At 67.5% G+C, this 13904-nt stretch carries 9 protein-coding genes; 2 read left to right on the top strand and 7 right to left on the bottom strand.

The genetic code is table 11. The features are described 5' to 3' along the window. Positions 1-138: 138 nt before the first annotated feature. Both mdeB and CEY09_RS06900 read left to right on the top strand, forming a co-directional pair. Positions 139-2826, top strand: a complete 2688-nt coding sequence (gene mdeB / locus CEY09_RS06905; RefSeq protein ID WP_088588030.1) for an alpha-ketoglutarate dehydrogenase — start codon at positions 139-141, stop codon at positions 2824-2826. Between the two features lie 152 nt (positions 2827-2978). Beyond that, positions 2979-5276: an NADP-dependent malic enzyme gene (locus CEY09_RS06900; protein ID WP_088588029.1), complete on the top strand. Its 2298-nt coding sequence runs from the start codon at positions 2979-2981 to the stop codon at positions 5274-5276. A 156-nt stretch (positions 5277-5432) separates the two neighbouring features. On the opposite strand, the gene CEY09_RS06895 is transcribed toward CEY09_RS06900, so the two are convergent. The 7 genes from CEY09_RS06895 to CEY09_RS06865 all read right to left on the bottom strand — a co-directional run bounded on the left by CEY09_RS06895 (position 5433) and on the right by CEY09_RS06865 (position 13826). Then, the gene (locus CEY09_RS06895; protein ID WP_088588028.1) at positions 5433-6737 is read right to left on the bottom strand and encodes an NtaA/DmoA family FMN-dependent monooxygenase; all 1305 of its coding nucleotides are present in this window, start codon (positions 6735-6737) and stop codon (positions 5433-5435) included. Positions 6738-6763: 26 nt separating this feature from the next. After that, positions 6764-7585, bottom strand: coding sequence for an ABC transporter ATP-binding protein (locus tag CEY09_RS06890; RefSeq protein ID WP_088588027.1), 822 nt, complete (start codon positions 7583-7585; stop codon positions 6764-6766). A 25-nt stretch (positions 7586-7610) separates the two neighbouring features. Next, positions 7611-8636 carry a FecCD family ABC transporter permease gene (locus CEY09_RS06885; RefSeq protein ID WP_088588026.1) on the bottom strand — a complete coding sequence of 342 codons (1026 nt, stop codon included), beginning with the start codon at positions 8634-8636 and terminating at the stop codon, positions 7611-7613. 1 nt (position 8637) lies between these two features. Then, positions 8638-9660, bottom strand: coding sequence for a FecCD family ABC transporter permease (locus CEY09_RS06880; RefSeq protein WP_088588025.1), 1023 nt, complete (start codon positions 9658-9660; stop codon positions 8638-8640). Then, complete coding sequence (gene fepB / locus CEY09_RS06875; RefSeq protein ID WP_234818237.1) at positions 9657-10595, bottom strand: Fe2+-enterobactin ABC transporter substrate-binding protein; 939 nt, start codon at positions 10593-10595, stop codon at positions 9657-9659. Before fepB ends, CEY09_RS06880 begins: the two co-directional genes overlap by 4 nt. Further along, on the bottom strand, positions 10592-12811 hold the full coding sequence (locus CEY09_RS06870) for a TonB-dependent siderophore receptor (protein WP_234818236.1): 2220 nt from the start codon (positions 12809-12811) through the stop codon (positions 10592-10594). Before CEY09_RS06870 ends, fepB begins: the two co-directional genes overlap by 4 nt. Positions 12812-12938: 127 nt before the next feature. Further along, positions 12939-13826: a helix-turn-helix domain-containing protein gene (locus CEY09_RS06865; protein ID WP_158218656.1), complete on the bottom strand. Its 888-nt coding sequence runs from the start codon at positions 13824-13826 to the stop codon at positions 12939-12941. Positions 13827-13904 lie beyond the last annotated feature (78 nt).

Below are 13904 nucleotides of genomic sequence, written 5' to 3'. Positions count from 1 at the left end.
GCCTGGCGGCAGATGCTGCCGGCAATACATACGCCCGCAAAAGATTATGCTGAAAGCTGGCACATTGGCCCTGGAATTTGATGACTCATGCCTGCCACACAGGTCTAGCATTGAGCGATAACAGGAGACATCACGACCATGCGCGACGCCAGCCACCCTATCGCCGGGCAAGACGACCGGCACGACGCCGACCCTTCGGAAACCGCCGAGTGGCGTGACGCCCTGCAGTCGCTGGTCGAGGCCGGCGGCGCAAGCCGCGCCGGCTACGTGCTGGACAGCCTGCTGGGGCACGCTGCGACGCTGGGCCTGCGCGCCAACAGCCAGACCCGCACCGCCTACCTGAACACCATTCCCGCCGACCAGGAGCCGCCCTTCCCCGGCAACCTGGCCGTTGAAGAACGCATCGCCCGCATCAACCGCTGGAACGCGCTGGCCATGGTGGTGCGCGCCAACCAGGCGCATGGCGAGCTGGGCGGCCATATCGCCAGCTATGCGTCGGCCGCCGACCTGTTCGAGGTCGGTTTCAACCACTTCTTCCGCGCGCAGTCCGCCGACGGCCCGGGCGACCTGGTCTACATGCAGCCCCATTCGGCGCCCGGCGTGTATGCCCGCGCCTACCTCGAGGGCTTCCTCGGCGAAGACGACCTGGCGCACTTCCGCCAGGAAATCACCGCCACGGCGAACGGCCTGCGCGGGCTGTCGTCCTATCCCCACCCGTGGCTGATGCCGGACTTCTGGCAGTTCCCCACCGGCTCCATGGGCATCGGCCCCATCAACGCCATCTACCAGGCGCGCTTCATGCGCTATCTGGAACACCGCTCGCTCGTGCCCGGCGGCGACCGCAAGGTCTGGGGCATCTTTGGCGACGGCGAAATGGACGAACCCGAATCCATCGCCGCGCTGACCTTGGCGGCGCGTGAAAAGCTCGACAACCTGGTCTTCGTCGTCAACTGCAACCTGCAGCGCCTGGACGGACCGGTGCGCGGCAATGGCCGCATCATCGACGAACTGGAAACGCTGTACGCGGGCGCGGGCTGGAACGTGATCAAGCTCGTCTGGGGCAGCGACTGGGACGCCCTGCTGCGCCGGGACACCAATGGGGCCCTGGCCCGCGCCTTCGCCAACACGGTGGACGGCCAGTTCCAGACCTTCGCCGCCAACGACGGCGCTTTCAACCGCGCCCACTTCTTCAACCAGAACCCGGAGCTGGCCGCACTGGTGGCCGACTGGACGGACGAGGCCATCGACCGCCTGCACCGTGGCGGCCACGACATGGTGAAGATCCATGCTGCCTACCACCGGGCGGCGCAACACCGCGGCCAACCCACCGTGATCCTGGCGCAGACCAAGAAAGGCTTTGGCATGGGTTCGGCCGGCCAGGGCAAGATGACGACGCACCAGCAGAAGAAACTGGACGACGAGGCCTTGCTGGCCTTCCGCGACCGCTTCGCGCTGCCGATCTCGGACGCCGACTGCCTGGCGCTCAAGTTCTACCGCCCGGCCGAAGACAGCGCCGAACTGCGCCACCTGCAAGCACGCCGGGCGGCGCTGGGCGGCCACATTCCCCGCCGCCGCACGCAGGCCCCGCGCCTGATGCCGCCCGATGCCGAACACTGGGCACGCTTTGCGCTGGCCGCCGACGGCAAGGAAATGTCGTCGACCATGGCCATCGTGCGCATGCTGACCGCGCTGCTCAAGGACGCCACCGTGGGCTCGCGCATCGTGCCGATCGTCGCGGACGAAGCGCGCACGTTCGGCATGGCCAACCTGTTCCGCCAGATCGGCATCTATTCGGCGCAAGGCCAGCTGTACGAGCCCGAAGACATAGGCTCGGTGCTGTACTACCGCGAAGCGCGCGACGGCCAGATCCTGGAGGAAGGCATCACCGAGGCGGGCGCGATCTCGTCCTGGACCGCGGCCGGCACCAGCTATTCGGTCAACGGCCTGCCGATGCTGCCGTTCTATATCTATTACTCGATGTTCGGCTTCCAGCGCATCGGCGACCTGATCTGGGCCGCCGCCGACCAGCGCACGCGCGGCTTCCTGATCGGCGCCACGTCCGGGCGCACCACGTTGGGCGGCGAAGGCCTGCAGCACCAGGACGGCTCCAGCCACATCATGGCCGCCGCCGTGCCCAACTGCCGCGCCTACGACCCGGCCTACGCGTTCGAAGTCGCCGTCCTTGTCGAATACGGCATGCGCCGCATGCTGGACGAGCAGCGCGATGAATTCTTCTACCTGACGGTCACGAACGAAAACCTGGCGCAGCCCGACATGCCGGCGCACGCCGGCGTGCGCGAGGGCATCCTGCGCGGGATGTACCGGCTGCGTCCGGCGCACGGGCAAGCCCAGGTGCGTCTGTTGGGCGCAGGCCCGATGCTGCGCGAAGCCGAAATGGCAGCCGACCGCCTGCGCGAACGCTATGGCGTGGACGCCGAGGTCTGGAGCGTCACCAGCTTTTCCGAGCTGGCCCGCGACGGCCGCGAGGCCGAGCGCGCCCGGGTGCTGGGGCTTGATGCCGGGGGCAGCGTGGACTGGGTCCGCCAGTGCCTGGGAACCAGCGACGCGCCCGTCATCGCGGCCACCGACTACGTGCGCGCCGTTCCCGAACAGATCCGCGCCTGGGTGCCCGCCCCCTACCGGACCTTGGGCACGGACGGCTTCGGCCGCAGCGACACCCGCGCCCAGTTGCGCGACTTCTTCGAAGTCAGCGCCGACTGGATCGTGCTTTATGCGCTGGACAGCCTGGGTCGCCAGGCCGACGCCGACATGCTGCGCCAGTCCTTGAACTCGCGCGCGCGGCAGACGCCGCCCTGGGAGCTGTAGCCGCTTCGCTGCACTGCAACAACCAAGCACCCGCGCTTTCTGGTGAAATACGGGTGTTCCCTAAGCATTTCGCAAAGAAACCGGCGGGCCGCGAGCCCGCCTTTTGTCATCCCGTTTTCTTTTTCAGTTAGTGCCTCAGAGGCCCCGATCCCATGGACGAAACTCTTACCAAAATGGCGTTGGATTACCACGCCTATCCCACCCCCGGCAAAATCTCGGTCGTCCCGACCAAGACGTTGGCCAACCAGGACGACTTGTCCCTGGCCTACTCCCCCGGCGTGGCCGCCGCTTGCATGGCCATCTTCGACCAGGGCGATGACGCCGCGTCGAAGTACACCTCGCGCGGCAACCTGGTGGGTGTGATCACCAACGGCACCGCCGTCTTGGGTCTGGGCAACATCGGCCCGCTGGCCGCCAAGCCGGTCATGGAAGGCAAGGGCTGCCTGTTCAAGAAATTCGCCGGCATCGACGTGTTCGACATCGAACTGGCCGAGAACGACCCCGACAAGCTGGTCGACATCATCGCGGCGCTGGAACCCACGCTGGGCGGCGTCAACCTGGAAGACATCAAGGCGCCCGAATGCTTCTACATCGAGAAGAAGCTGCGCGAGCGCATGAAGATCCCCGTCTTCCATGACGACCAGCATGGCACCGCCATCATCTCGTCGGCCGCCATCCTGAACGGCCTGAAGGTCGTGAACAAGGACATCGGCTCGGTCAAGCTCGCCTGCTCGGGCGCCGGCGCCGCCGCGATCGCCTGCCTGGACCTGCTGGTCCACCTGGGCGTCAAGCGCGAGAACATCTACGTGGTGGACTCCCGCGGCGTGATCTGGGATGGCCGCGATGAAAACATGGAAGCCAACAAGAAGCGCTACGCGCAGAAGACCGACGCGCGCACGCTGGCCGACGTGGTCAACGGCGCCGACGTGTTCCTGGGCTGCTCGACCGCTGGCGTTCTGACCGGCGACATGGTCAAGACCATGGCCGACCGCCCGCTGATCCTGGCGCTGGCCAACCCGGAACCGGAAATCCGCCCGGAAGTCGCCAAGGCCGCGCGCCCCGACTGCATCATCGCCACCGGCCGTTCGGATTACCCGAATCAGGTCAACAACGTGCTGTGCTTCCCCTTCATCTTCCGCGGCGCCATGGATGCCGGCGCTTCGCGCATCACGGAAGAAATGAAGCTGGCTTGCGTGAAGGCCATTGCCGAACTGGCGCAAGCCGAGCAGAACGATGAAGTGGCCCGCGCCTACGCCGGCCAGGAACTGTCGTTCGGCCCCGACTACATCATCCCGAAGCCGTTCGACCCGCGCCTGATCGTCCAGATCGCGCCGGCCGTGGCGCAAGCCGCTGCCGACTCCGGCGTGGCCGCCCGCCCGATCGAAGACATCGAAGCCTATCGCCAGAAGCTGATGGGCTTCGTGTACCACTCGGGCCAGCTGATGCGTCCGCTGTTCGCCCAGGCCAAGAAGGCGCCCAAGCGCGTCATCTACGCCGACGGCGAAGACGAACGCGTCCTGCGCGCGGTGCAGACCGTGGCCGACGAGAAGCTGGCATTCCCGATCCTGATCGGCCGACCGGCCGTCATCGAGATGCGCATCGAGAAGGCCGGCCTGCGCCTGAAGGCCGGCGAACACTTCGAGATCGTGGATCCGGAAGACGACAACCGCTTCAACGAAACCTGGAACGCGTACTACCAGCTGAAGGGCCGCGAAGGCGTGACGCCGGCCATCGCCAAGGCGATGATCCGCAAGCACAACACGCTGATCGGCGCCATGCTGCTGCGTCGCGGCGACGCCGACGCCCTGCTCTGCGGCGTGGCCAGCAAGTACGACAACCAGTTGAAGTACATCGACGAAATCATCGGCAAGAAGGAAGGCCAGACGTACGCTGCCCTGAACGTGCTGATGCTGCCGGACCAGACGCTGTTCGTCACCGACACCCACGTCAACGAAAACCCGACGTCGGAAGAAGTGGCCAACATCACCATCCAGGCCGCCGACGAAATGCTGCGCTTTGGCGTGGTGCCGAAGATCGCCCTGCTGTCGCACTCGAACTTCGGCAGCCGCGTGACGGAATCGTCGCGCAAGATGGCTGCTGCCAGCAAGCTGGTGCAAGAGCGCGCGCCCGACCTGGAAGTGGACGGCGAAATGCACGCCGACGCCGCTCTGTCGGAAAAGATCCGTGTGCTGGCCTACCCGGACAGCACGCTCAAGGGTCGCGCCAACCTGCTGGTCATGCCGAACCTGGACACCGGCAACATCACGTACAACATGCTGAAGATGACGGGCAGCAATGGCGTCGCGATGGGTCCGATCCTGCTGGGCGCCGCACGCCCCGTGCACATCCTGACGACCAGCGCCACCGTGCGCCGCATCGTCAACATGACGGCGCTCGCCGTCGTGGATGCGCAGCAGGAAGCCGCCGAGGCCGCCCGCAAGCGCCGTTGATCGCCAGCGGGCGGTAACGGAACGGGCGCCCTGCGCAGGACAGCCCCCCGAAAGTTGGACGCCAGTCCAACGCTCGGGGGGCTTTTTTGTGAGCCCCCTCGAGACCCGGCAAGGCCGCCGATTGGCATCCCGCGCGGGCGCGCAAGCCGCCAGCCTTTACACCAGCCCCAGATTGCCCGCGAACGTCGTGCTTGCGTATGCGCGCCGCGCCAGCCCCATCGCCGCCAGCCTCGGCATCACCTCCTCCACGAACAGGTCCAGGGATTGCATTGCGCCGCCCGGCAGCGCGATGAAGCCGTCCGCCGCCCCGGCCTCTGCGCGGTGCCGGATCGCTTCGGCCGCATCGTCGACTGTGCCGACCACAGTCCAATGCGCCGACGCGTTGGCTTCGGGCCGCGCCAACAACTCGTGCAGACAGGGCTGCTCGCGTTCGATCAAGCGGCGGAGCAACTGGACATGCGTGGGGCTGCGCAGCCCCGCCTGGGGCTGTCCCAGCATGTGCGCGGTAATGGGTTCCGCCGGGTCGAGCCGCTCGACGTCCACACCGAGCGCCTGCCCGATGTATTGGCGTTTGCGCGAGGCGTCCTGGCCCGCGTGCGTTGCGTCATGCAGCGCCTGGGCCTGCGGCCGGGTTGGAGCCAGGTACAGGCTCAGGCCAGGCAGCACCCGTATCGAGCCAGGCGCGCGGCCGTAAGCCGCTGCCCGCCGCCGCAAGTCCTGGCGTAAGGCCTGGCCGCAAGCGGCGTCCGGCGTGGCGGCGAACACCGCGTCGGCCACGCGAGCGGCGAAATCCCGTCCCCATTCCGAAGCACCTGCCTGGAACAGGGGAATGCGGCCGCCGGCACGAGCCGGCACGTTCAGCGCCCCCTGCACGCTGAAATGCTCGCCGCGATGCGCGATCGGGCGAATGCGGGACAAGTCGGCATACCGGCCCGATGCCCGGTCCGCCAGCACCGCCTCCTGCGGATAGCTGCGCCACAACGCATGCACCACCTCGGAGAACTCCAGCGCCTTGTGATAGCGCTGCGCCGACGGCGGCAGCGGGGCATCCCCAAAGTTCTGGCTGCCATCCAGTGCCGTGACGATGTTCCAGCCCGCTCGGCCTTCGCTGATCCAATCGAGCGACTGCAATTGCCGAGCCACCACATAGGGCGGATTGAACGACGTGGCCGCGGTCGTCACCAGGCCGATATGCCGCGTCTCGCGCGCCAGCGCGGCCAGCAACAGCGCAGGATCGAGGCTGCTGAATCCCGGTCCGTGCGCCAGAGCCGGCAGGTCCAGGAACAATGCATCGGGCCGGAACACGAAGTCCAGGCAGGCAGCCTCCGCGCGCTGCGCGACCCGGCAATAGAAATCCAGGTCGCACAACTGCTCGACCTGGCTGTCGGGCCGCCGCCATGCCGAGGCCGACAGCCAGGTGGCGGCCAGGGACAATCCGATGCACAAAGGGGATGACTGCATGACGCGGGACTCCTTGAAATACGCGCTCAATCGCTTGCAGCGCTGGAAACGGGCACGACCAGCGGCGTGCCGGACACGGGATCGGCCATCACCACGCAGCGGATGCCGAACAGGCGCCGCACCCGCTCGGGCGTAATGACTTCGGCAGGCGGGCCGCAAGCCTCGACCTTGCCATCACGCAGCGCGACGATGTGATCGGCGTAGCGCGACGCCTGGTTGAGGTCGTGCAACACCATCACCAGGGTCTTGCCCAACTGCCGGTTCAGCCGGCGGCACAGGTCGAGCACGTCGAGCTGGTGCGCGATGTCCAGGTAGGTGGTCGGTTCGTCCAACAGCATCACCGGCGTGCTCTGCGCTAGCGCGAATGCCAGCCAGACGCGCTGACGCTGGCCGCCCGACAAGGTGTGCACCGGTCGGGCGGCCAGCGCGGCCAGGCCGGTCTGCGCCAAGGCCTGCCGCACCGCATCGTCGTCGGCAGCGCACCAAGGCCGCCAGAACGTCTGATGCGGATAACGGGCCCGCGCGACCAGCTCTGCCACCCGGATGCCTTCCGGCGCTTGCGGCTCCTGCGGCAAGAGGCTCAGCCGGGACGCCAGTTCGCGCGCGCCATAATGATGCAGCGCCTTGCCGTCGAGCACGACATGCCCGGCTTGCGGCGCCAGCAGCCGGGCCAATCCACGCAGCAGCGTCGACTTGCCGCAGCCGTTCGGCCCAAGGATGACGGTGATACGCCCGGCGGGAATGTCCAGGTCCAGGTCTTGACACACGTTCGCCAGATCATGCGCCAGCGTGAGTCCGCGCGCGCGCAACGCGACATCGGAGGGTGGGGATGGGGGACAGTCGCGCATGAGGGCTCGTCGCAATAGAAAGATGTCAGCGGGCGCCGCGGCGAAGCAGCACCCAGATCAGGTAAAGGCCCCCCAGCAAACCGGTCAGCTTGCCGATGGGCAGGTTCAGTTGCCAAAGCTGCCGCTGGCCGAGCAGATCCGCACCAATCACCAGGCAGGCGCCCATCGCGGCCGATCCGATGATCGATGGTCCTGCGCCGCCCAGCAGACGCCGGGCCAGTTGCGGCGCCGCCAGGGCGACAAACGCGATCGGCCCGGCCGCGCCCGTGGCCAGCGAAGCCAGCATCACCGAGCAGAAAAACATCGTCAGGCGTACCCGCGCCACCGGCACGCCCAATTGGCTGGCCAGGTCATCCCCCATTTCCAGCAGGGCCAGGCGCCGCGCCGACGCGCACACGGGCGGCATGCACAGGGCGATGGCGCCGATCGCCAGCCAGGCATGCGTCCAGGTGCGCGCATTGAGCGAGCCGGACAGCCAGAGATTGGCCAGCAGCGCGTTGTCCAGATCGCCCTTGACCAGCAACAGGCCGTTCACGGCATGCAGCATGGCCCCCACGCCGATGCCGACGAGCACCAGCCGGCGTGCGCTCATCCCTCCCCGGCGATAAGCCAGCAGCCAGACCGTGACGGCGGTCAGCAGGCCGCCGATCACCGCGCCTGCTGCGGCCCCGACCACGGACGGGCCGTACAGGATGATGTGCAACAACGCGCCGGAAGCGGCGCCCGTTGTGAAGCCGACGAGATCGGGGGACCCCAGTGGATTGCGGGACAGCGACTGAAACACCGCGCCGGATACGCCGAGCGCCGCGCCCACGAAGAGGCCCGTCAATACACGCGGCAGGCGAAAGCCCAGGATCAATTGCTCGCCAGGTACTGCGGGCGGGCCGCCGGACACGATGTCGAACATGCGGCCCAGCGACAGGCCGCCGCTGCCCACGCCCAGCGCGGCAAGCGCCAGGGCCATGACCAGTGCTATCAGCGCCAGGCTGCCCAGCGCGACGCGAGCTGCGCCCGGTTGCCGCCACGAGGTCGAATACACAGCACCCTGCATGTCAGCCCATCCCGGCGCGGCGCGCCAACGCCACGAACAGCGGGCCGCCCAGCAATGCCGCCATGATCCCGGCGCTAATCTCGTCGGGCGCCGCGACCACCCGGCCCAGGGTATCGGCGGCCAGCAGCAGGCAGGCCCCCGTCAGCGCGGCGTACGGGACCACGCGCCGATGCCCGGGGCCGCAGGCATGGCGTGCCAGATGGGGCGCCGCCAGCCCGACGAAGGCGAGCGGACCGGCCGCCGCGGTGGCCGCGCCTGCCAGCAGCACGATGGCGACGGCGGTCCCTAGCCAGACCAGGCGTGGCCGCGCCCCCAGGGTCTTGCCAAGGTCCTGCCCCAGCGCGAGCACGTCCAGCGCGCGTCCCAAACCTATGGCCCCGACGGCGCCCAGCGCCGCGGCTGGCAGCACCGCCGCCAGCACCTGCCCGGAGCGTCCTTGCAACGAACCGACCACCCAGTGGCGGAACTGATCGAAAACGCGCTCTTCGCTGTTGAGGGTGATGATCTGCGTGACCGCCAGCAGAATCGCTGACATCGCCGCGCCCGCCAGCACCAGCCGCAGAGGATCGTGCCCGCGATGCAGCCCGCCAACCGCGTAGACCAGCGCACCCGCCACCGCCGCACCGGCAAAGCCCGCCATCACCTGTCCCGCCGGCCCGTCCGCGGCCCCCAGCGCCATTGCTGCGGCAATGGCCGCCGCCGCCCCCGCATTGACGCCCAGCAGGCCGGGATCGGCCAGCGGATTGCGCGTCAGGGTTTGCATGAGCGCCCCGGCGACGCCAAGCGCCCCGCCCGCGACGAGCGCCAGCAGCGTGCGGGGCAAGCGCAGGTGACGCAGCAGCAGGTGTTCATTGTCCTGCGGGTCGAAGGCGGCCAGCGCGTGCCCCACCGTCGCCAGCGAAAGCGGACGCGGGCCCAGCATCAGGCTCGCCAGCACCAGCAGGGGAATCGAAATCGCCACGGCCAGCAACAGGGCCCTTGCGAGACGGTGGCGTCCGGCAGATGGATAGGGAATGCAGGTCATGTGCCGAAGCGTTCGAGCAAGGTATCGATGATCTGGCCGGCGCTGTACGCGTCGATGCGGAACGCGTCACGGCCGAGGCCGTATACCTGGCCCGCCGCCACCGAAGGCAGGTTGGCCAGCACGGGATCGCGCAGCAAGGCACTGGCGCCGGATGCGTCGGCACGGAGCACGAAGGTAGTGCGCGCGGTCAGGCGCGTCAGCGCCTCGTAGGGCGCCCAGACGAAATCGCCCGGCGTGCCTAACGCGACGTGCCAGGCTGGATCGGGCGCTTCGATCCGGAAACCCAGCGAGGCCAGCAAACGCGCATGCGGACTCTCGGGCGTGGCGATCGGGTTGCTGGTCCCCGGCCCGTTGTAACTGACGATGTTGACCGTGCCCTCGGGGATGCGCAGGCGGGCGCGGGCTGCGACGATACGCGCGTCGAAGCCGTCGATGGCGCGCGCGGCCGCAGCCTCGATGCCCAGCGCCCGGCCCAGTTGCATGGCGAGTTCCTGCCAGGTCTGGTGGCTGTAATCCACCACGATGACCGGCGCGATGGCGCGCAGGGCATTGAGCTGTTCGTGCGCCGAATCCGCGCCGGAAGCCGAGATGATGATGAGATCGGGCCGCACCGCATAGGCCGCTTCCAGGTCGACCTGCCCGGCCGGCCACAGCGGCTTGAGGCCGCGTTCGCGCGCGACGGCAGCCCACTGATCGAAAAAGCGGCCGTTGGCTCCGCCGGCGCTGGCGACCAGGGGCGCGTCGATGGCCAGCAACGTCCCGGTCACGGTCACCGACGTCGACAGCACGCGCAGCGCTGGCACGGCCAGCGTGGTTTGCGTCCCGTCGGCGTTGTCGAAGCGGCGCGGCCAGTCCGACGCCGTTTCCGCTTGGACCGCCTCCGCCCCCAACGCGCAAACCATCAGCAGCGCGACCAGCCAACGGCGCGCATTCACCACGACAGCCTCGCGGTCGCCATGACCGTGCGTCCCGTGCCGTAGTAGCAAGAGGTGGCGGCCGAGCACGTCGCCACGAAGCGCTTGTCCGCCAAGTTGCTGCCGTTGAGCGCCAGTTGCAGGTTCATGCCGCCGATATTGCCCGCGTCATAGCGCAAGGCGGCGTCGAACAGCGTGTAGGCGGGGATATGCAGGTGATTGGCCAGGTCACCAACGGTCGAGTCGACGTAGCGCACGCCTGCCCCCATGCCCAGGCCGGCCAGCGGGCCGCCATGGAAGGTGTAGTCCACCCACATCGAGCCCATCCAGTCGGGCACCCGGATCATGCGGTTGCCGGCATAGCCGTCGTTGTTGCGTACTACCTTGGAATCCATGCGCGTGACGGCACCGATGACGCTCAGCCCCCGCAAAGGCGTGATGCGGCCCTCCAGTTCAACACCCCGCACGCGTACCTTGCCAGTCTGCACCTGATAGGCCTCGTCTGCCTCATTGAGCGGATCGGCCGTCAGCACGTTCTCTTGCGACAGTTCGTAGGCCGACAATGTGATCATGCCGTCGATGTCGCGGGGCTCGTATTTGACGCCCGCTTCCCACTGGGTGCCGGTGGTCGGCTTGAAGGCGCTGCCCGCGCGCGTCGTGCCGCCCGTGGGCTGGAACGATTCCGAATAGCTGAAGTAAGGCGCCAGGCCGTTGTCGAACAGGTAGGTAACGCCCGCGCGTCCGGTGAAGGCCTCGTCGCGGGTCACCTGGCGCACACCCGTCAGGCGGTTGAGCGAGTCCATGCGCGTCCAGTCCTGCCGGCCGCCGAGGGTGAAGCGCCAGCGGTCCAGCGCGATCTGGTCCTGCAGATACACGCCATACTGCGAGTCGGTCTCGCGAGTGGACATCTGCCTGGCCAGCGTCGGCTCGAAATCGTAGTAGGTGTAGACCGGGTCGTATACATCGATGGCGATGGCTGCCGGCGAGACCGTCGCGGCCTGCCGCAGGAAGGTCCAGTCGGTCTTCTGCCAATCGAAACCGGCGATCACCGTATGAGTCAGCGGCCCGGTGCCGAACTTGCCCTCGATGCGCGTGTCGATGGTCTGCGCGTCGGAGTCGCCTTCGCCCTGCACTGCACGGCGGTTCAGTATGCGGCCGCCGATGAGCGTGCTCAGGTTGGTGAGCGCGGCGCCGCGCACCCCGTTGCCCACCGTGGCGCGATAGAGCGAATCCACATGCGTGTAGCGCGCGTTCTGGCTGAAGGTCCAGGCGTCGTTGAATTGGTGTTCGAGTTGCCAGCCCGCGGTCCAGATGTCGCGGTTGTAGGTATTCCAGTCGGGTTCGCCCAGGAATGTGGTGTTCTTGATATAGCCCTCAGCGGCCGGCACCACCGTTGCCTCGTAGGGCAGGAACTGGAAAGTGCTGCCTCCCCGATCCTTCTGATACAGGCCATGCAGCGTCAGCCGCGTAGCGTGGTCGTTGAAATACATCGTGGCGCTGGGCGCAATGAACCACTGCTCGTGGTCGGTGTGCTTGATCTGCGTCGCCCCGTCGCCGTAAAGCCCTACCAGCCGCCACAACACGTTCTCGTCATCCTTGGCCCCACCCAGGTCGAACGCGGTCTGCCTGCGCCCGTGGCCGTCCACCTGCAGCTGCACCACCTGCTCCTGCTCCAGCGTGGGCAACTTGCTGACCTGGTTCACCATCCCGCCCGGTGCCAACTGGCCGTACAGCACGCTGGACGGGCCTTTCAGCACCTCGACGCGCTCCAGGCCCCAGGTGTTGAACGAGGTCCGGTTCCAGCTCAGGCTACTGTCCGACGGTGCGCGCAGGCCATCGAGCATGACGTTCGCACCGAAACTGCCAGCATCGAAGCCGCGGATGTAGAGGTCATCCACCCGGTTGTCGATACCCTGACTCTCAGGCAGCACGCCCGCCGTATACCGGGTCGCCTCATTCAGGTTGCGCACGCCGCGCAGATCCATCTCGCGCCGCTCGATCACCGACACCGACTGCGGTACCTCGCGCAGCGGCGTGTCGGTCTTGGTCGAACCGCCGATCGTTTCGGCCAGCCGGTAAGCGTTGACCGTCACCGCTTCCATGCTGACCGGCTCATCAGCGGCCAAGACGACGCCGGCGTGCGCAAGCCAGGCAAGCAGCAGCGGATACGCCGCGCAACGGCCGGCCGACGGGGTGGCACGGCGGGATGGGAGGCGCTTTGGCGCGATGACGGGCACGGGACTTCTCCTGTAAGCAAATAAGATTTATTCTCATTGGAGTAGACCATGGCGATTGGCGCGCGTCGTTGGTGAAAACGGCAGAATCGTTCGCGAAAACGGCGATCTGCCGCTATCGCTGGCGGCGCTACAGACGCGCCCGCACCTGGCGCGGCGACAGGCCGAAATGGCGGCGAAACGCCGTGGAGAAACTGCCGGGATTGGCGTACCCCGCCAACGCCGCCGCCTGCGTGACGCTCAGCCCTTCCGTTTCTAGCGCATGACGCGCCAGGCGCAGGCGCTCTTGCTGCAGGAAATCGAATACCGTGACGCCCAACGCCTGCCGAAAATGACGCTGCAAGGTGGTCGGCGTGGTATTCATGTGGCAAGCAATCTGTCCGATGCTCAAGGGCTCGGCGGCGTGACGCCGCAGCCAGTGCGTCAGGTCCAGCATGCGGCGACGCAGGACCGCGGGCTGTGGCGCCGGATCGGCCGCTTGACCAGCGGCCACGCCATCGGTCGACAACGCTTCGATGACCAACTCAATGGCGCGGCTTTCCAGATAGAGGCCGACGACCTGCCGAGGCAGCTGCGGGGGATTCAGAAGCTGCTCGGCCAATAGGCGGGCTCGGGTCGAGGCGCGCCAACTGCGCGTGGCCAGATGCGGTGCAAGCAACCGAGTCTCGCCGAACGATTGTTCCAGCCACTGCCGGTTCACCCCGATGCTGACCCGGCGCGACGATTCGCCGCCCAACACTACCCGCCGGCACTCCTCGGGTTCGCACAGCGTCACCACCCCGGCGTCTGCGCCTTGCTCCCCCACCAGCCGCAACGCGCTGCGCCCGTAACTGACATCGATACGGCCGTTGAGCACCAGCACAATCCGGAGATGGTCGTCGACCATCGCCAGCCCGGTCGACGCCTCGCTATCGGTCTCGCAAGCGAGTTGCAGGCTGAGGCCGGGCCGCAGGTGGTGGATCTTCCGCAGAGATGACGCACCGGCGGCACCGTGCGCGCCGGACAGGACGCTTGCCATGGGAGAAGACGGCCTGCGGACAGGTTCCGGGCCGAAGCTCATAAATGAAAACGATTCTTATTATATTTACTGCAATCT

This window comes from Achromobacter marplatensis (assembly GCF_002209535.1).
Lineage (GTDB): Bacteria > Pseudomonadota > Gammaproteobacteria > Burkholderiales > Burkholderiaceae_B > Achromobacter > Achromobacter marplatensis.
Note: the sequence above shows the minus strand (reverse complement) of the source record. Positions and strands in the feature narration are given on the sequence as shown.